Origin of the sequence: Wolbachia endosymbiont of Drosophila barbarae (assembly GCF_044752445.1) — a bacterium.
Lineage (GTDB): Bacteria > Pseudomonadota > Alphaproteobacteria > Rickettsiales > Anaplasmataceae > Wolbachia > Wolbachia pipientis.
This window is the reverse complement of sequence record NZ_JBIXJM010000249.1, coordinates 14168-34273: the sequence shown is the minus strand read 5'-3', so window position 1 is coordinate 34273 and position 20106 is coordinate 14168. Positions and strand designations below refer to the sequence as shown.

At 34.7% G+C, this 20106-nt stretch carries 18 protein-coding genes, 1 tRNA gene and 1 pseudogene; 11 read left to right on the top strand and 9 right to left on the bottom strand.

What is annotated here, in order from left to right; all coding sequences use genetic code 11:
- A partial coding sequence (locus tag ACIPNH_RS06515; RefSeq protein ID WP_400772317.1) for a hypothetical protein occupies positions 1-1032 on the top strand: 1032 nt, incomplete at its 5' end.
- Positions 1033-1035: 3 nt separating this feature from the next.
- Here ACIPNH_RS06515 and ACIPNH_RS06510 read toward each other — a convergent pair.
- Complete coding sequence (locus ACIPNH_RS06510; RefSeq protein WP_010082472.1) at positions 1036-1824, bottom strand: succinate dehydrogenase iron-sulfur subunit; 789 nt, start codon at positions 1822-1824, stop codon at positions 1036-1038.
- A gap of 86 nt (positions 1825-1910) precedes the next feature.
- A complete protein-coding gene (ybeY, locus tag ACIPNH_RS06505) occupies positions 1911-2363 on the bottom strand; it encodes an rRNA maturation RNase YbeY (RefSeq protein ID WP_264724019.1) in 453 nt (150 codons plus the stop codon).
- A 24-nt stretch (positions 2364-2387) separates the two neighbouring features.
- Here ybeY and ACIPNH_RS06710 point away from each other — a divergent pair, with 24 nt between their 5' ends.
- Complete coding sequence (locus tag ACIPNH_RS06710) at positions 2388-2519, top strand: hypothetical protein (RefSeq protein WP_255322244.1); 132 nt, start codon at positions 2388-2390, stop codon at positions 2517-2519.
- A 15-nt stretch (positions 2520-2534) separates the two neighbouring features.
- Positions 2535-2714: a hypothetical protein gene (locus ACIPNH_RS06495; protein WP_022626337.1), complete on the top strand. Its 180-nt coding sequence runs from the start codon at positions 2535-2537 to the stop codon at positions 2712-2714.
- 33 nt (positions 2715-2747) lie between these two features.
- Here ACIPNH_RS06495 and ACIPNH_RS06490 read toward each other — a convergent pair whose 3' ends face one another.
- The 6 genes and pseudogenes from ACIPNH_RS06490 to ACIPNH_RS06465 all read right to left on the bottom strand — a co-directional run bounded on the left by ACIPNH_RS06490 (position 2748) and on the right by ACIPNH_RS06465 (position 9028).
- Entirely contained in the window at positions 2748-3146 is a 399-nt protein-coding gene (locus ACIPNH_RS06490; protein ID WP_007549395.1) for an EVE domain-containing protein, read from the bottom strand.
- Positions 3146-4342 (bottom strand): cell division protein FtsZ, encoded by a 1197-nt coding sequence (gene ftsZ / locus ACIPNH_RS06485; RefSeq protein ID WP_010962790.1) that lies wholly within the window; start codon positions 4340-4342, stop codon positions 3146-3148. Before ftsZ ends, ACIPNH_RS06490 begins: the two co-directional genes overlap by 1 nt.
- Positions 4343-4580: 238 nt before the next feature.
- On the bottom strand, positions 4581-5045 hold the full coding sequence (locus ACIPNH_RS06480; RefSeq protein WP_400772314.1) for a hypothetical protein: 465 nt from the start codon (positions 5043-5045) through the stop codon (positions 4581-4583).
- Between the two features lie 83 nt (positions 5046-5128).
- Positions 5129-6544 (bottom strand): annotated as a pseudogene (locus ACIPNH_RS06475) (YifB family Mg chelatase-like AAA ATPase); the annotation flags it as partial.
- Between the two features lie 115 nt (positions 6545-6659).
- Positions 6660-8234 carry a penicillin-binding transpeptidase domain-containing protein gene (locus ACIPNH_RS06470; RefSeq protein WP_006280388.1) on the bottom strand — a complete coding sequence of 525 codons (1575 nt, stop codon included), beginning with the start codon at positions 8232-8234 and terminating at the stop codon, positions 6660-6662.
- Positions 8189-9028 (bottom strand): polysaccharide deacetylase family protein, encoded by an 840-nt coding sequence (locus ACIPNH_RS06465; protein ID WP_010962787.1) that lies wholly within the window; start codon positions 9026-9028, stop codon positions 8189-8191. Before ACIPNH_RS06465 ends, ACIPNH_RS06470 begins: the two co-directional genes overlap by 46 nt.
- 725 nt (positions 9029-9753) lie before the next feature.
- Between ACIPNH_RS06465 and ACIPNH_RS06460 the strand changes: the two genes are divergently transcribed.
- The 7 genes from ACIPNH_RS06460 to dapA all read left to right on the top strand — a co-directional run bounded on the left by ACIPNH_RS06460 (position 9754) and on the right by dapA (position 16252).
- A complete protein-coding gene (locus ACIPNH_RS06460; protein ID WP_400772309.1) occupies positions 9754-11499 on the top strand; it encodes a type I secretion system permease/ATPase in 1746 nt (581 codons plus the stop codon).
- Between the two features lie 361 nt (positions 11500-11860).
- Positions 11861-13300 (top strand): hypothetical protein, encoded by a 1440-nt coding sequence (locus ACIPNH_RS06455; protein WP_015589193.1) that lies wholly within the window; start codon positions 11861-11863, stop codon positions 13298-13300.
- Positions 13301-13304: 4 nt separating this feature from the next.
- A complete protein-coding gene (locus ACIPNH_RS06450; RefSeq protein WP_015589194.1) occupies positions 13305-13913 on the top strand; it encodes a hypothetical protein in 609 nt (202 codons plus the stop codon).
- 4 nt (positions 13914-13917) lie between these two features.
- Positions 13918-14733, top strand: a complete 816-nt coding sequence (locus ACIPNH_RS06445) for a hypothetical protein (protein WP_264724007.1) — start codon at positions 13918-13920, stop codon at positions 14731-14733.
- Between the two features lie 13 nt (positions 14734-14746).
- Positions 14747-14820 (top strand) — tRNA-Arg (locus ACIPNH_RS06440).
- A 67-nt stretch (positions 14821-14887) separates the two neighbouring features.
- Complete coding sequence (gene ssb / locus ACIPNH_RS06435; RefSeq protein WP_400772305.1) at positions 14888-15361, top strand: single-stranded DNA-binding protein; 474 nt, start codon at positions 14888-14890, stop codon at positions 15359-15361.
- A gap of 9 nt (positions 15362-15370) precedes the next feature.
- Entirely contained in the window at positions 15371-16252 is an 882-nt protein-coding gene (gene dapA / locus ACIPNH_RS06430) for a 4-hydroxy-tetrahydrodipicolinate synthase (RefSeq protein ID WP_400772302.1), read from the top strand.
- A 38-nt stretch (positions 16253-16290) separates the two neighbouring features.
- Here dapA and ligA read toward each other — a convergent pair whose 3' ends face one another.
- Positions 16291-18279: an NAD-dependent DNA ligase LigA gene (gene ligA, locus ACIPNH_RS06425; protein ID WP_264724004.1), complete on the bottom strand. Its 1989-nt coding sequence runs from the start codon at positions 18277-18279 to the stop codon at positions 16291-16293.
- Positions 18280-18485: 206 nt separating this feature from the next.
- On the opposite strand from ligA, the gene gltX reads away from it, so the two are divergent.
- Positions 18486-19808 carry a glutamate--tRNA ligase gene (gltX, locus tag ACIPNH_RS06420; protein ID WP_155969083.1) on the top strand — a complete coding sequence of 441 codons (1323 nt, stop codon included), beginning with the start codon at positions 18486-18488 and terminating at the stop codon, positions 19806-19808.
- Positions 19809-20106: the final 298 nt, after the last annotated feature.

Here is a 20106-nt window from a genome sequence, read left to right as displayed (position 1 = left end):
AATGTTATCATAAATAATTTAATTGATACTGTGAATGATGGGTTTTATATTTGGGATGCAAAAAAACGTATAGAAAAGTTCTCTCCCAATTTACTAATTTTGCTTAATACTGTTTTTTATTCATTTAATGAGTTTGTGAATTTTTTTGAGCAATCAGAAAGCTTAATCAAAAATTTTGTTGAGGCAAAGGAAATAAATAAATCTTTTACTCTAGATTTAAAGTCAAAAGACAGTGAGGTTTATTGCATATGTTACGGTAGAAGCATAATAGATGATTCTAACAATGTGATAGGTGTGCTGTTATGGATAAGGAATGTCTCAGACTGTAAGATAAAGGCTAACGGACTTGAGTTAGAAAATAGTAAGCTTACACAGGAAGTGGAGAGCTATAAAAACGTTTTCAACTCTTTACCGTTTCCAATACTAAGATATAACAAGAGTAGAAAGGTGGAATTTTATAACTTGTTTTATGATAAATATGTAGATGGTTCTAAGAAATTTGCTATTACCGGTAGCGCTCATAGCACAAAACCAGGAAGACATGTCATAACTTATAAGAACGAACCTAAGGTTTTCGATTTTGTTAAAATTCCAATACAAGGTTCTGGTAGCATAGTAATGTATGGGAAAGATGTTAGTGATACAGAGAAATTATATACTGAATTAAACAGTTATTTAGCTACACAGAAAAATTTGCTTGAGAGGTTACCGGTTGCTATAGTAATATATAGTAAGAATCAAAAGCTAAAATTTTATAATAATGCTTTTATAAAAACCTTTCAATTTGACCCAAAATTTTTGGCATCTTACCCAACTTATCACGAAGTTATGCTTTACCTCTTCGAATCTAAAAAGCTTTTAGAAAAAGAGGATTTTCAAACTATTAGTAACCAAAGACATGAGTTGTTCAAAAAATTATTTGAATCGTACGATGATACGATGCACTTCACAAACGGAAAAGCGTTCAGGGTATTAACAATACCCTACGCTTCGGAAGGTTTGCTGTTCTCTTACGAAGAATGCAAAAGATAATACTTAAACTCCTTCTCTCTCTACCATGAGCTGTTTTACTTTCGCTATTGCTCTTGCTGGATTAAGTCCTTTAGGACAAGTTTTTGTGCAATTCATTATTGTATGACAACGATACAACTTGAATGGGTCGTTTAAAACATCAAGTCTTTCACCTGTCTTATTATCACGGCTGTCAGCAATCCATCTGTAAGCTTGTAATAGTATTGCTGGTCCTAAAAATTTATCACTATTCCACCAGTAGCTTGGGCAACCAGTCGAACAGCAAGCACATAATATACAGTCGGACAAGCCATCTAATTTTTTTCTATCTTCAGAAGATTGAGAGTATTCTTTATTTGGTAGGGCAGGCTTATCTGCTTGTAACCAAGGTTTAATTGATTTGTATTGCTCATAAAATTGGCTCAAATCCGAGACTAGGTCCTTTATTACATACATGTGAGGTAATGGATATATTTTTACGTCACCTTTTATATCATGTATAGATCTAGTACATGCAAGAGTATTGGTTCCGTCAATATTCATGGCACAAGATCCACATATGCCTTCTCTACAAGAACGTCTGAAAGTTAAAGTCGAATCTATTTCATCCTTTATTTTTATTAATGCATCAAGTACCATAGGGCCACAACTATCCATATCAATAAAAAATGTGTCTATTCTAGGGTTTTTCTCGTCATCAGCAGACCAACGGTAAATTTGAAATCTTCTGATGTTTTTTGCTCTAGCAGGAATAGGATAAATTTTGCCCTTTTGATTAATTTTAGAATTCTTTGGCAAAGAAAACTGAACCATATCACTTACCTTTTATTGTTTATAGCTAAAACCCTTTGTAGATAACATATTTTATTATCATCTACTATATTTTTATTAAATTCCTTTTAAATCGCACACATATTGTAGCCAAGCGAAGCTAAAATCTCTCTTTCTAGATTTTTCATTATAATTTCTTCATCTTTTTTTTGGTGATCATAACCAAGTAAATGCAGTAATCCATGCACTAACATGTGTGCAATGTGAGCAAGAATGGGTATATAATACTCATGCGATTCTCTTTTTATTATGTCTATTGAAATTGCTATGTCTCCTAAATCGCACTCATTAGACAATTGTTCATACGGAAATGATAGTACGTTAGTTGGCTTATCCATTTCTCTAAATTTTAAATTAAGTTGATGTAGCAAGTCATCATCAGCCAGAGCTATTGATATATTTGGTTTATAGTGGTCTATTTTTAATTCTTTTAGAGAAGCATTGATGACACCTAATACAAAATTTTTAGGATTTTCTATAATGCTGCACCATTTCTTGTCAAGAATATTTACTTCTAACATAAGTGACACATCAGTAAGGGTGTCATGCAAATAGCTGACACTGGAATCCAAAAAAGAAGAGTTATAGACCCTTGTGTCATGTACACAACTGTACGAATATTGTACACTAGAAGGATGTCATCCCAGTGTCTAGGCACTGGGATCCAGGAATTTTGATTAGACATCAAGTTAGTGAATATAAAAGTAGCTAATCTTATATTAAAACACAACGGCTTTAATGTGGTTGCATTAAGGCTGGATTCCAGTGTCAAGCACTGGAATGACACCTTTGTGTTTGATGCAAAATCGGCTATAACGTTTAATGCACTGCCTTCGAGACAAATATTCATACAGCTGTGCGTTGTGTGCTGAGATGACATCATTTAGGAACTGAAATGACAGGTATTACACATCACTCATCCTTATTATTTCATTCCATTCAATTTCCGAAACTGGGGCAATTGATAAACGTGGTTGTTTTAATATAGTCATATTTTTCAAAAGTGGGTTTTGTTTTATATTATTTAACGTTACTTGGTTATTTAAAGGTTTCAAAAACTTTACATTCACTAATCCGAACTTGGGATCATTAACATGATAATACTCTTTAAATACTTCAACGATTCCAAGTATTGCTTTCTCTTTACCTGTATGATAAAAAAACGCAAGATCGCTTGCTTTCATAATTTTCATGTAATTTTGAGCTTGATAATTGCGCACACCATCCCACTCAACTACCTGCTCCTTTTCCATTTTTTGCCATGAGTATTCACTTGGCTCTGACTTAAGTAGCCAAAATTGCATTATTTTTTTCTTCTTAAGTAAGCTGGTATATCATAGATATTGCTGCCCCACTTAGCTCCTTCGCTTACCTGTTCAGCTGGTTTTGTTTCCAGTGTTTTGTCTTGTGTACTTTCACTTTGACTATATGGCCACTTAAATTTCTCTTTCTCTGAGTCTTCGCTCTGACTTATAGGTGAAGTTTCTGATTTATTATTGCGACCATCAATGCCAGTTGCAAGAACAGAAACTCTAACTCTTCCCTCCATCGCTTGATCAAAAGTAGCACCAAATATTATATTTGCATTTTCATCTACTTCTTCACGCACTCTATTGGCTGCAGCATCAACTTCAAACAGAGTCATATCTCCGCCACCAGTAATGTTAATTAATATTCCTTGCGCACCTTTCATTGATACATTATCAAGCAATGGATTAGATATTGCAGCCTCTGCAGCACTAATTGCTCTATCTTCTCCTTCTGCCTCTCCGGTGCCGATCATCGCTTTGCCCATCTCGCTCATTACTGTTTCTATATCAGCGAAGTCAAGATTGATAAGCCCTGGCATGACCATCAAGTCAGTTACTCCTCTGATACCAATGTGCAGAACATTATCAGCAAGTTTAAATGCATCAGAAAATGTAGTTTTTTCATTTGCAATTCTAAATAAATTCTGATTTGGAATGACAATAAGTGTATCCACGTATTTTTGCAGTTCTTCAAGTCCAAGCTCTGCAATGCGCATACGGCGCACACCTTCAAAACCGAACGGTTTAGTTACAACTCCAACAGTCAATATCTTTTTTTCTTTTGGCGCTCTATCCTTAACTGCGGCTCTTGCTTCTCTGGCTGCTTTTGCAATTACCGGTGCTGCACCGGTTCCAGTACCACCGCCCATTCCTGCTGTGATGAAAAGCATATGACTATCTTTTATATGCTCCATAATCTCATCAATTGACTCTTCTGCTGCACCTTTGCCAACATCAGGCAAAGCACCAGCACCAAGCCCCTTAGTTAAATTAATGCCAAGCTGAATTTTTTTATCACATAACGACTTTTCTAGTGCTTGAGCATCGGTATTTGCGACAACAAAATTCACTCCTTGCAAATTAGATTGGATCATGTTATTCACAGCATTTCCACCAGCACCACCCACTCCCACAACGGTAATCCTTGGGTGCAATATAGGTAACTCCGGCAGACTAAGATCAATAGACATTTAAATTACTCAAATTTAGCGAATTCACTTGATAATAAGTTACCGCTTTTTTAATAATATGCAAATACTTTTCACTTCTATAGGCGTAAACAGTAAACGGGATTTACTTATTCTTAACATTTATACTAATAAGTGCCGTTAATTATAATAACTAGATTCTTAGATGACATCACTTAACCGATGCAAAAAATAGAAAACGTTTATAAAAAGGGACAGAAACCTATCCCTTTTTATTTTGTTAAAGATTATTAGCTCCCTTATCTTTCTCTTCCCCTTTCAATGCTTCAACCGCAACATCTTTTAATTTTGAGGCAATTTGATATGTTCCATAAAGAACAGCAGCTGCAGCAATTGCCATTATGGCACCCGCAACTATCTGACCAGCAACACCTGTTCCGATAAATCCAGGTAATGAAGCAGCTATTGCTTGATTTGTTCCAACAAAGTAACTGGCAGTCTTAGCAAGAAACCCAGAAGCTTCTGCTGCACTAACAAAGCCTGCTTTCATATGCATTGCTGTAAAGACAACACTTGCAACTGCAAGCGGAAATAATGCTGTTCTCCCTTTATTATGCATAGCGTACTGACCAGCTCCACCAGCAGCACCAGGAATTCCCCAGTATTTTTCAGCTCGTATATATCCTTCTGAAATAGCATGAAAAATGCCATCCCCTTTTCTATACTCATAATTTGTTAATGCCATAACTCTACTCCTTAAATAGAATGTTAAAATTTCATTAAGGAAGCATATAGTAAAAAAAATTGCCTGTCAAGTAAACTAATTTTTTAATATACCTTTATTCTGTAATTGAGCGCTTCAGCAATGTGTGCTCTTTTTACTTCTTCACTTTTTGCAAGATCTGCAATAGTTCTTGCAACTTTTAATACGCGTGTGTAGCATCGATTGGAAATGTAATTTTCTTTCAGTACGTATTTTAGCAATTCTAACCCTGCCTGATCTGATTCAGTAAATTTATTAAATGCTTCACCGCTTACTTCTGCGTTACAACGAACATTCAATTTACTATAACGCTCAGTTTGAATTTTTCTCGCTGCTATCACCCTTCCTCTTATGATTTTAGTACTTTCTCCCTCCACAGAGATTTCAGGAGAGAGTATGCTAACGTTTGGCATTTCAATGCATATGTCTATTCTATCAAGCAATGGGCCTGATATTTTGTTTTTGTAATCTGTGCCACACTTTGGAGCTTTGTTGCACGATCTGCTTGCATCACCTAAATAACCGCACCTGCAAGGGTTCATTGCAGCTATCAGTTGAAAATTGGCAGGGTAGGTTATGTGAGCATTTGCCCTTGCAACGGTAACTTTTCTATCTTCAAGTGGTTGGCGCAGAGAATCAAGCACGAGTCTTGGAAATTCAGGTAACTCATCAAGAAACAACACGCCATTGTGAGCCATGGTAATTTCTCCAGGTTTTGCATTCTTTCCTCCCCCTATCATTGCTGGCATAGAGCATGAGTGATGAGGTTCACGAAAGGGACGAGTTACTTTGAATATTTCGTTACCAGTTTTTGTTATGCTGGAAATAATATTAACATCAATCATCTCCTGTTCGGTCAAATCAGGCAGCAACCCTATAAAGCGTTTAGCAAGCATTGACTTTCCAGTACCAGGAGGGCCAACAAGAAGCATATTATGCCCACCTGCTGCTGCAATTTCAGCTGCTCTTTTTGCAACAACTTGGCCTTTGATATCCTTCATATCGGGAACCAATCTTTTTTCTTTGGGTGCATCACTATAATTAAAAATTACTGGCTGAATTAATTGCTCACCCTTAAAGTGTCTGATAATATCAGTTAATTTCTCTATAGCCAGAATTGAAACATTCTTCACCCATACAGCTTCTACACCATTTCCTCTCGGGCAAATTACTCCTTTATTGTCCTTTTTTGCATTAATTGCTGTTGGCAGCACACCTGAAACTGGAATAACTCTGCTATCAAGAGCCAGTTCACCCATGATTATATAAGACTGAACTTTTTCAACTGGTATCACATTCATTACAACAAGTAGTCCAATAGCAATAGCCAAGTCATAATGACTGCCTTCTTTCAGCAAATCCGCAGGGGAGAGATTAACTGTAATTCTTTTTGGAGGTAGTAGTAGATTGATTGAATTTAACGCTGCTCTGATGCGCTCTCTGGATTCTGCAACAGTTTTATCCGGCAAGCCAACAATATTAATCTGCAGATTGGCGAAAGCAAATACAATAGCTTCACTATCATGATAAGGGCGCTGGTGGAGTTTGTCAAGTAAGTTTTTTCGTTTCTATTTCCAATAAAAGTTCGTTATATGGTTATGCAAGAAGTTTAATACTCATAGTTTCAAGCATATACTGAAATATCTCATTAGCAATTGCAACATCTTGGCGTGGGGCTTTGCCGTGTTCTATAAACACAGAGATTGCATAGCGCGGGTTATGGTAAGGGCCATAAGCGATAAATAACTTATGACTTTCACCCTTAGAGTTTATCTCTGGTGTACCGGTTTTACCGGCAATTTGTATACCGCTTAGCCCTTTCTTATAGGTTCCAGTTTTAGAATTCACCACATCAAACATAGCTTTTCGAACTATGCTAAGATGCTCACAATCCACATCAATATCGGGAAAATCTTGTATCGTTTCATTCATCTTAATGCGGGGAATTACCTCTTTTCCTGTTGCAATCCTCGCTGCAAGAACTGCAAGCTGTAGTGGTGTTGTAAGCATATACCCTTGTCCTATAACTAAGTTGATAGTGTCACCTAAATACCACTGCGAATATAGCTTTCGTGTACGCCAATCTCTATCTGGCAACAACCCTGGAGCTTCTTCTTTAAACGTTCCAATCAGTGGCCCACTTCCAATACCAAATTTTCTGGCCATTTCTACTAGAGAGTCTACACTTATTTTTTTCCCTATATTATAAAAGTAAGTGTTGCATGATAATGCCATTGCTTCATTTAAAGATACATATCCATGGACTTTGCTTTTCAGGCAACGAAATTTCCGCTCACCTATTTTCATATAGCCCTTGCACGAGAATTTCTCTTCTGGTGTTATTATCCCGTCTTTTAAACCCGCAAGCGCAACTATTACTTTAAATATTGAACCAGGTGGAATTTGATATGATAACGCACGATTCACGAGCGGCAATGAAGGAGCATTCAAGCTCTCCCAAGTCTCATTTGATAGCCTGCTAGCAAAAAGATTATTATCGTAAGAAGGTGAATTATATAATGCTAAAATTTCTCCATTATTTACATCAATTACCACTGCGGAGCCTTGGTGATCTTTAAATACCTCTGCGGTTTTCTCTTGCAGATTAATATCAATTGTCAGTTGTACATCTTGTCCGTCTTGTTGTGGTATGCTTGATAATTCTTTTATGACGCGTTTTTTAGAATTTATTTCCTGCTCAGATTTTCCTGACTTGCCTTTCAATATATGATCATATGTATATTCAATACCGCTGATTCCTACTTCGCTTATGCCTTGCTGTCTTTTTGTATATCCGATTACATGAGAACACATTGAACCAAATGGGTAATAACGTTTATAAAGAGCAGTTATTTTTTCTGACGATTTTGCTATTTTAGACTCGACTTCTGATAATGTCTGCAAATCAACTTCCTTACCAGAACCATCAAACAAAACAACATACGAAATTTTGTTTACCGCAAGTTCAATGCTATTCCTATCTAAAATTTTGCCCCGCTTAGGCATAATAGTAGCAACTCTTATTCTATTACTATTAGATAGTGCTTCGTACTTTTGTCTGTTTCGTATTTGTAAATTATATAACCTGCAACTAAAAACCGCAGAAATGGTAAGCTGAATACCACCTAATATGAATGCTCTGCGGTTAAAGACTTTGTTTTTTGTCCACATAACATTCCTTCAAAACACACTTTTTTCCCCTCTTTTATTGTTACACTTCTGGCTTTTACCGTATTACAAACCCTTTTTTCCCACTCACTTAAGGTCACAAACTTATAACCTGATTTTTTTAGTATTTTAATAATATGAGGTAAAGCTTCAATTGTGTTTGACCTGTTATTGTGATCATGAAACAGTATAACTGCTCCATTATGTACATTACTTAAAACTCTTTCAACTAAAGTTTCTGGCTTATCACCTTGCCAATCTAGCGAATCAACTGTCCATAATATTGAATACATATTTAATTGATCAGTATTTTCAATCAGATTATCGTCATAACATCCATATGGCGGACGAAACCATTTTACATCTTGTTTTATTGCATTTTTAATTGCTGTATTTGTCTTTTCCAATTCTTGCAATTGTTCCTCACTTGAAAGTGATGTCAACTTCCTATGCGACCAAGAGTGATTGCCTAACTCATGACCTGATTCATGAATTTTCTTTACTATTTCAGACGTTTTTTCATTTATACGTTCACCAAGCACAAAAAATGTTGCTTTTGCTTCATAGCTTTCCAGAACATTAATAATATCGTTTACTCTATTGTTAGACGGTCCATCATCAAACGTAAGCGCAACAAACTTATCGTCGTTATTCAATAATTTTTTTATATTACTTAAATTTCTATATGATAGATCTAGATTACAACTGAGCCCACAGTATGGTAAATTAAAATTACAATCACTACAAAAAGCCGTACTTGAATATAGTAAGAAAAAAGTGATTATCCTTATAAACATTTGTAATCAGCAAAGTGATAGAATACTACACTTTTTTGCTAAGTTAAGCCATCTTTAATTGCTGTAGCCTTTACTTCATCGCTTCTTTAATATATTGTATTAACAATTTTATATAATATATTATGATTGCAAATATAAATACCGTTGCGCTTCAGGGAATTAGCACAGTAAATGTCAATGCACAAATTCATATGGCAAATGGTATTCCAGCTTTTAACGGTCAGTGAATACCTAAATTTGAGTAAAAGAAATTTCACTACCACTCACTAATCTGGCTAAAATTCAAGAATTTAAATGCTTTAGCTATTTTCAATAGAATTAAATTTATTAATATAAATAACAAATTACTATTCTTAAATTTGATCAGATTGATTGCAAAAAAACAAGATTTTCAATANGTTGCTTATAATCCTAATTATAGTTAGCCTTTCATAAGTAGCGATGCAACAAAGCCATCCCAGTGTCAGCTACTTTCATGACACCATTTGCTGTGCAGTTTACCTTCAAAAATGAATGTTCGTACAGCTATGGAATGAATCGCGGTATGACGTAGCTTCGCTATAGGCAATGAAGGAAATATTAACTATACTTCTTTTTACCATTGTTTATATTTCCTATTCACATATATTAATATTTTACTCACTTAAAGTAAGCTAACTACCGTTATTAATATTTTTGTAATAAAAATTGTATATGGTGCATGTAATCAAATTAAGAGGAAGATTGTGGAAATTACGCCATCAATAAAAAAAGAATTGAAGCAAAGTACTCTATATGTTTGCCTAGAAAAATGCAAAAGTGCATTTTGGTTTATCTTTTGGTTTAGTGCGGGAATCAATTTATTAATGTTATTCCTACCACTTTATACCTCTCAAGTGCTTGATCGGGTGATATCGAGCGAAAGTGTATCAACACTAACTATGCTGACAATTATCACTTTATCTGCATTTGCATGTTCTGCAATGCTTGAAACTTGTCGATATTTAGCCATGGCAAAAATAGGTGATTGGATCGATAAAACTGCAACACCAGATCTGATAGTAAGGTCAATCAGGCTAACGTCAGTGCAGAGCTCAACTTCAAGTGGTGAAGCAATACGAGATCTCGGAGTGATAAAAAATTTCATTACAGGAAATGGTATATTCTCACTGTTTGATACTCCATGGTCGTTAATTTACCTTGTTGTGATTTTCATGATACACACCTCCACGGGGTTTATAGCTATTACTGGAATTATTATATTAGTCTCTATGGCAATATGGAATGAACTTGCCACTAAACGAATATTACAAGAAACCAACGAAGAAACTATACGGAATATCAATGCTATAGATGTTGCAACAAGAAATGCAGAAGTGGTTGAAGCTATGGGCATGTCAGAATTCATAGTCTCTGATTGGTGTAAACGAAATGATCAGAACCGAGCAATGCAAATTAAAGCACAAAATCGCTCTAATGTAATTATTGGAATCACTAAATTTTTGCGCTCAACTCTGCAAATATCAGTGATTGGAACAGGTGCATTACTTGCAATCACAGCTCATAAGACTGCCGGTAGCATCATCGCTGCTTCAATTTTAATGGGTAGAGTATTAGCACCATTTGATGCTGCGGTTCATACTTGGAAGTTTTTAAATCAGGCTAGAATGTCATATGGAAGGCTACAAAGACTTATATTAACATCGCCAAAAAGAGAGCAAACGATGGCTCTACCAGAACCTGAAGGAAAATTGGAATTTGATAGAGTATTTTTTACTCCTTATGGAAGCAATAAGCCGACAGTAAAAGGAATATCATTCATTATAGATCCTGGAGATGTAGTTGGTGTTATTGGTGCAAGTGCTTCTGGTAAATCCACTATCGCAAAATTAACTGTTGGTGTATGGAAGCCAATATCTGGTGTAGTCAGACTAGATGGCGCTGATGTATATACTTGGAATCGAGAAAATTTTGGTAATTATGTTGGCTACTTACCTCAGGATATTGAGTTATTTAACACTAGTGTCAAAGCTAATATTGCTCGCATGAGGCCAGATCCAAATCCTGAAGAAATAATCAAAGCAGCAAAAATTGCAGGAATACATGAACTAATACTAAGCTTACCAAATGGATATGATACAACAATAGGAGGTCCTGGAGGAGTAACGCTCTCTGGCGGCCAAAAACAGCTTCTTGGACTTGCCAGAGCTTTTTATGGTCACACAAAACTTTTAGTACTTGATGAACCAAACGCTAACTTAGATAGCAATGGAGAGGCATGCTTAATTAATGCAATTGGCATTGCAAGAAAACAAAATACTACTACTGTTATCATCACTCACAAGCTACCGTTATTGTCCGTAGTTGATAAGGTGATCCTCATGTCAGATGGTGTCATTTACGCTATGGGACCAAAAGATGAGATTTTGAGCAAATTAGTTGCTCCATCATCAAGTACCACAGAAGATGAGCGCTCTTCAGCAAATGGTTAGTTTACTTACAATAAATTCTGTATCTGAAATAACAACTGTTCCAGAAAAATATATATTTCTTTACCATTAGAAATAATATTACAAGAATAGTAAATAGATTAATAACTCTTATTAATTAAAGTCAATCGGCAGATATAGCTAAAGTGGCTTAGGTTTACCTACAATTTGAAAAACAACAAATTCGTCTTAATGAATTTTCTTAATTTGTTATCTAAATAACTTAATATTAGTGGTAATTTTATAAAAAAATTATAATATAAATAATGTTGCTGCGAAAATTTATAACAATATTTCCCTCTAACGTTTAATGAATTTCAATAAATTGCCTTTTTAATTCTAGATAAGTATATGCTTTGTTAATATGTTTAGTTCAAAATCCAAAAGTAAGTTTATGCTTTCTATTGGAGAAGAAGGCATAATGTTACTATATTTTAAAAATAATACTTTAAATAAAAGGTATTTTGTTAAGGGCAAAAACGATAAAGCAGTTTCCGATTTAATTTCATGTCTTTCGTCAGATAAAAAAGCACCTTTATACCTGGTGCTTAATCATGCAGATCAAAATTACTCGCTACAGTTTATTACAAGGGCAAACAAGATTAGTGCCTATCTATCAGCAAAAACAAAGATGGAGCATTTTTCTCGTAATAATGACATAAGTTCAGTTTTTTTGGTTGAGAAGCCAAACAAATTCAATCAAAACTGGTGCTATCTTCTTGTTTCATCAAAAGCAAAGCATTTAGTAGAATATTGGTTGAATGTGTTTATTGAGATAGGCTCCAACTTTAAGGGAATATTAATGTTTCCTATAGAAATAAGTAATATAACAAAAAAGATTCTACATAAAGATCCTAATAATTGGAAAATTATAGTTGCTGCAACTAAAACGGGAGGCTATAGACAAGTGGTTCTTAAAGAGAATAAAATGGTATTTACGCGCTTAACATCATTTACTAATGATAATTTACCAGGAATTATTGCTGGTGGAATATATCAGGAAGTGCAAGATACTATTCGATCCTTAACTAAGTTTGGGTTTGAAAAAAATAACCCTATCGACCTTTGTATCATAGTGTCAGAAGATATCAAAGCTAGTTTATCAGTCATAAATTTTTCAGAGAACAGTGTGAACATATTAACTCCATATGAGTTAGGCAAACTATTAGGAGCAGAACTAGCTATAAGTGAAAAAGATAACTTTTGCGATACCATAATTTTGTTTCATAGCTTTAAGAATAAATTAGCAGCTATTTTTAATACAAAGGAAACTAAAGAATTTTATCTATTCAATTACCTTTATTTAAACTCTCCTCGAATTTTTCTATACTTCGCCCTGGTTTTAGTTATAACAAACACCCTTTGTTTGCTAAATTTGTATTCAAATTTCAATGTCGCTGATAATTTATCAGCAAAGCAGAACACCTTAAATAACCAATTAACAAAACTTAGCCAAAGCTATAATGTAAAAAAAATAGATGAAATTTATGATTTTATTAATATCAATAATATTTTATCAAAAATAGAATACTCTCCTCTTACACAAGTTAAGTATGTAGAAAAGTTAAAAATACCAGGTATAGAGCTTCGATCATTTGAATGGAATTATAATGAGGCAAAAAGTTATATTACCACAACTTTAAAGTTTAATTTTCAATCCGGTAAAAATATTTCTCATCAATACGAGAAACTACGAAAAAATTTAAACGATAATTTTCGTACCTATGACATTAATATTTCTAGCTTACCTGCTGCTAAAGAGCAAAATCTATCTATTGATGTTGAAATAGGAGAGGCAATGTAGATTAATGACTATCTCTCAATTAAAAAGAAAAGCTACAATTCAGTTTATATCGTATTTGTTATTATCTGTTGGATTAATAGGGTTATTAACATATGTTGTTATCTATAACGAAAAGATTTATAATAAAAACCAAATTGCGATTGATAAAATACGTTCTATTAATTTACAGATTACTGGAATTCAAAAAAAGGAAGTTGTTCTAAATAAAAACCTAGATTTATGGAAAAAAATTTCTTCTTCAAATTTACATAGTAGCAGATACATTGCAAATTTAAATTTCGAGCTTAGCAAGTTATATAAAAAGCACTATATATTAGAACCTGAAATATCAATTTCTATACCCGAAGAAGTTGAGCTCCACAACAAAAGTGAACGCACAAAAGTAATAAAAAGTGAAGTGGTCCTAAATTTAAGCTCAATCAGCGATAAGCATATTTTTTTATTTCTACAGTCTATTCCAAATCTGCCCGGTTATGTTATGATCAAATCTCTTATTTTAAATAAGCAGAGAAATATTGATGCTGCAACTATGAATCAGATTTTGAATGGTAATATGATAGAGATAGTGAGAGCTAATATAGTCTTTGATTGGTATACTATATTAAGTAGATAAGGTGATGAACATAAAGCTGTTTTTTATTTTTACGCTACTCATTTCTAATGTTAATGCATATTGCAGTTGTGAAGATATCATAGAAAGCATAGAAATTTGTAAGGAGTATTCTTGCCGACAATATATTGGCAATGAAGATTTTATTGAGCATAAAATATTAGGATTAAATAGTGGAAATTTATGCGTATATATAGAAAAACAAGGTAATGATGAAATGGTTTGTCATCATTCTCAGTATGGAATGATGATAGAAAAAAGATATTTTGAAAGTATTCTTAAAGTTGGCAATCAAGAAATCGACGATTTTATTGATATAGCAAATTTGCGTGCAAAAGAGTGTTTCTTTATCAACAATCAAAAACTAAGCTATACAGATCGGGACGATATAATAAGAGAAGCAGTGGAAAGTGACTTTGACGTTTTGTCACAATATAGTAACGTAAAAAGCATTTTTTTTGATGAAGAGCCAGTTAATAGAATGGTCAATGAAATGGAAAAGTTCAATTTACGATCTTCAAGAGCTGCAAAAGAGGAGGTATCAGATAATTTCAACTGTAAGGTAGTGAGTTTAGACTCAATTTTATATCTTTCTCCCGATACATGGAAAATATGGGTAAATGGAAAGCTGTTTATAAATACCAAGGATTTAAAAGTGCACTCAGTCAATGAAAATTATGTAACTTTTGTATGGACCGTAGATCAAAAAGCAATAAAAAAGCATGCGAATGATTCTCAAAATGTATATTTTGGATATGGGAGTATTATGTTTACGCTTTATCCAAAACAAAAATTTGACTTGGATGGCTTATCTATTAAATAACTTAAATATATATGCGCTTGTAGCTCAGTTGGATAGAGCGTTGCCCTCCGGAGGCAAAGGCCGTGGGTTCGAATCCCTCCAAGCGCACTTTTAATTAAATTTGACAATAGTATTTTCACATAAGATAATAAAAGGATTTATTTAGAGCATAATTATGTCTGGTGGTACCATAAACAAAGTCATACTAGTTGGTAATTTAGGAAAAGATCCTGAAATTAGGACTACACAAAATGGAAAAGAAATGGCAAGTTTTTCAATAGCCACGTCTGAAAGTTGGACTGACAAACTTTCCGGTACACGCTCTGAAAAGACAGAATGGCATAATATCGTAATTTTTAGTGGAGGATTAGTAAAAATCGTCAAAGATTTTGCACGCAAAGGCAGTAAAGTTTATGTTGAAGGTTCTTTGAGAACTAGAAAATGGACTGACCAAAACGGTGGTGAAAGATACACAACAGAGGTGGTTCTATATAATTTTAATAGCGCTCTTACTCTCCTCGATTCACGACCAAATTCCGATTACAAGCCGAGTGAATACAAGCAAAATGAAACAGAACAAAAAAATAAGCACGAAAGTTTTGACAACGATATAAAAGATGAACTACTCGACGATGAAATACCATTTTAATAACTTTAATTGAAATCTACATTTTTATGGACTGCTTGTGTTACTCCTTTTAATTGCAATCGAGATAGCATAGATTATAACAGTTTGCAGCGTTTACTGACAATGCAAGTTAAAGCTGAAAATGGTGTAGTGTTGCTGGGTAGCACAGGTGAAAGCCTATCGCTTACTGATTCTGAAAAGCGTACATTAGTTGAATTTGTATGTAAGCTAAAATTAAGTACGAAAATTATAATTGGCGTACCAGGAGTGAATCTATATCAGACTCTTGAATGGCTTGATTTTTGCAAGGGTATGCCTATTCATGGCTATCTAATGACAACTCCCATTTATGCAAAGCCTGGAATTATGGGGCAGACTTTATGGTTTGAAAAGCTACTTGAAAAAGCACATGTGCCGGCTATGTTTTACAATATTCCATCGAGAGCAGGAGTGAGTCTTCATGCTGAAACTGTACGCAACTTATCCAGTCACGAAAAATTTTGGGCTATCAAAGATTCAAGTGGCACTGTTGATACTTTAACTCAGTATAAGAAAGTTGCACCAAATATTGAGGTCTTTTGCGGAGATGATAATATGATATCTGATATGGCTGCTTATGGTGCGGCTGGCCTGGTTTCCGTTGCTGCCAATGTTTGGCCACGCATAGCGCATGAATATGTTAAGAAGTGCCTCAATGGCAGGAACCCTCAGGCAGATATCTGGCAACAGGCTTGCGAAGCGTTATTTATTGCCAGCAACCCAATACCCACTAAAGCACTTTTGCATGATATTGGGCTCATAGAACATCAAACTGTCCGCCTACCACTCAGCACAGAAGACTTGCCTTCTGTTGAAAAATTGAGGCAAGTCAATAAAATGATTCTTGGATGGAAAGAATTGGCTACTCTCTAAATAGTCTTGCAACTTTGATTTAATATACAATCCAAGTATCATTTGAACACTCCCGAACTTACCACTTTATGCCACTGGTCTTCATCTAAAATTTCCACACCTAATTCCACTGCCTTTTTATATTTGGATCCTGGTTTTTCTCCTGCAATTAGGTAGTCAGTTTTAGCAGAAAGATGTGAGCTGACCTTTGCTCCTAGAGTTTTGGCTCTTACTTTTGCCTCTCCTCTACTCATAGCAAGTAGCTTACCAGTAAACACTATAATTTTATTATTTAAAACAGAGTTACTAGAGTTGGAGCTCACAGGAAGAATTTGAAGACAAGCAGTAAGATCATTTAACATTTTGATGTTATGTTCCTTAGAAAAAAATGATTCCAAAGATTCAGCCACTTTTTTTCCTATGCCGTCTATACTGACTAGCTCAGTATTATCTGATGACAGTTCAATCATCGAATTATACCAGTTATTATAAGAAACATAATAATCTGCAAGCAATTCTGCTGCAACTTGACCAATAAATCTAATACCTAAAGAAAATATAAACCTATCTAGAGTTATTACCCTTCTGCTTTGTATAGCATTTAATAAATGAGCTATTGATTTCTTGCCCCAACCAGACTGTTCTTCCAGATTAAATTCATCCAATCTTTCTTCTAAAGTAAAAATATCGGGAATTTGTTTTATCAGACCAAGGTCGTAAAAAAACTCTATCTGCTTATCACCAAGGCCAACAATGTCAAATGCATCTTTCGATACAAAATGCTTTAGTTTTTCTATTATTTGAGCTTTACAGGCAAATTCCTCAGGACATCTTACTGCAGCCTCTCCCTCAACCTGACGTACTTTACTACCACATTCAGGGCATACTTCAGGAAACACAAATTCAGGTGTATTTGGAAGACGAGAATCTCTGCTTACTTCAACGATCTGGGGAATTACATCCCCTGCCCTTTTGATTGTTACAATATCTCCCTCTCTTATGTCTTTACGTTTTATCTCATCTTGGTTATGCAGACTTGCTCTACTAACTAGCACCCCACCAACATTGACTGGCACTAAATCTGCAACTGGAGTTAAAACCCCTGTTCTGCCCACCTGTATAAATATCTTGTTTAACTTTGTTTTTGCATAAACCGCAGAAAACTTGTATGCAAGTGCTGAGCGCGGTGCTTTGTGAGTATTCCCTAGACGATTTTGTAGTACCAAATCATTTACTTTATAGACTATTCCATCAATATCATAATCCAAGTTATAGCGACAGTTATAGACTTCATTATAGAACTTCAGCATTCCATCTAAACTACTCGTTAAGGACTGATGCTCATTTACGCAAAAACCAAGTGCCTCAAGCTTATTTAGTACCTCACTTTGACTTTTCTCTGCTCCACCAATCAAAGAATAAGCAAAATATCTAAGAGGTCTGCTTGCTGTAATGTTTGCATCCAATTGCTTTAGAGAACCAGCGGCTGCATTTCGAGGATTGGCAAATTCATCGTTTTCATTTAACTTTAAAAAGTCGCTGTTACTGATGTATATTTCACCTCTTACTTCTAGTCTTCCTTGCACACCTTGCAAAAACTTAGGAAAGCCTTTTATTGTTGCAACATTGTGAGTGACATCTTCTCCTACAAAACCGTCACCTCGAGTTGCAGCTTTAACAAATCTTCCATCCTCATAAATTGCAGAAAACGACAACCCATCAATTTTTGGTTCACATAATATCTCTATTTTGTCCTCAATTAAAAACCTCTTTATTTTAGACAAAAATTTCTCTACACCTTGTTCATCATAAGCATTCTCAAGGGAAAGCATAGGTTCTTGATGTTCCACCTTAGAAAACCTCTCATCAGGTGGAGCACCAACACTATCTTGTGTTGCATAAATTTCTGGCTCTATTTCAGCTAACTTTTTCTTCAGTTCATCATATTCAGCATCACTTATTTCTGGCTTATTTTTTTGGTGATACAAAACATTATGATAATTTATTTGATCTTGCAGTTTTTCTCTCATCTTTTCTAAGTTAGTCATGATACCAATATAATGCTACATTAGCCTTTGTCGTCAAGCCATGAATTTTCTTGAATTCATCATATGGTCTCAAACATCAAAGGTGCCACAATGCTATAGCCATACTTATTCTTCTTTTGCTCAATTGTATTAGCAGATCTCGCTTGCTTTAGCCGTACATTTATATAAAATTAAAATAAATTAGAGTAAACAATATTGCTGTTTAAATGCTAACAAGATTCGCTCCAAGCCCAACTGGCTACCTCCACGTAGGAAACGTACGAACTGCCTTGGTTTGTTGGATGTACACACGCAATCAAAATGGAAAATTTTTACTCCGTTTTGATGATACTGACCTTCAGCGTTCAGATGTCAAATATATAAATGATATCATACAAGATTTGAAATGGATTGGTATCAATTGGGATGCAAATTTCAAGCAATCAGAGCGCTTTGAGCGTTACAATGAGGTGTTTTTGCAGTTAATAAAAGAAGGGCATATTTATGCATGCTATGAAACAAGAGAAGAGTTAGACATTAAACGAAAATTGCAGTTAAAACAAGGACTTCCCCCTGTATATGACAGAAGCGCGTTACTTCTAACTGAGCAAGAGAAAATTAGTTATGAGCAAGAAGGAAGAAGACCACATTTTAGATTTAAGTTGGATAGAAATGAAGTTGTTAAATGGAATGATGAAGTTAAAGGTGAAATAAATATTGCAACAAGTCACATCAGCGATCCTGTGGTAAAAAGAGAAGATGGAATTTACACATACATGTTACCTTCTGTTACTGATGATGTTGACTTTAATGTAACTCATATTGTACGCGGGGAAGATCATGTAACTAATACCGCAGTGCAAATCCAAATGATTAAAGCATTAAAAGCGAAAATCCCTACATTTGCTCACCTTTCTCTGCTACATTTTGATGATAGCAAAATATCCAAGCGAACCGGCGTGCTGGACATTAAATCTATAAAAGAAGATGAAATTGAACCGATGGCACTAGTTAGCTATTTAGTGAAGCTTGGAACATCCAATCCAATTGAAGCTTGCGCCTGTATGCAATCTTTGATTGATTCATTTGACATTAAAAAATTTAGCTCAGCATGTACGCAATTTAGCTTGAGTGAAGCATACAAGCTAAATAGCAAAGTGCTGCAACAAATGCCATTTGAAATTATACAAGAACGTTTAAATCAAATTGGAGTGGACTCCTCAGAGTTTTGGTATTTTATAAAGAACAATATAGAAAGGTTTTCTGAGGTGGCCAAGTGGTGGAAAATATGCAAATCCGATATAGAGCCTGTGATTCTTGATAAGGAGCTTATAAAAATTGCGTTCAATGCATTGCCCCAAGGTGATTGTAATGAAAACACGTTGTCAGAATGGGTCAAAACTATTCGACAAACAGTGGATATAAAGGCAAAAAACCTATTTACGCAGTTGCGTTCAGCTTTAACAGGAACAGAAACAGGACCAGAGCTCGCTAAATTATTAATTTTTATCGGCAAAGAAAATATCATTGCAAGGTTAAAAGAAAAGTGAAAACTAAAGAATTATAGCTAATGCAATCCCTACGTCATACCGCGATTCATTCGCGGTATCTCAGCCGCTAACAAGAGATCCCGCTAGCGGGATGACGGTTGTCGTTTAGCCATAAACATTAAGAAATTTACCAAATAAAAAAAAGGCAAAAGAAGCCCCGTGGTTATTATCCGCTTTAAAATATTGGCGTTTTTTATGTTTTAAACGCTTGACAAGCGAGATTCAGCCGCTTTTAATTGCAACTAACTTACGCTGCAAATGTTTAAGAAATTTACTAAGCAGAAAAAAAGACAAAGAA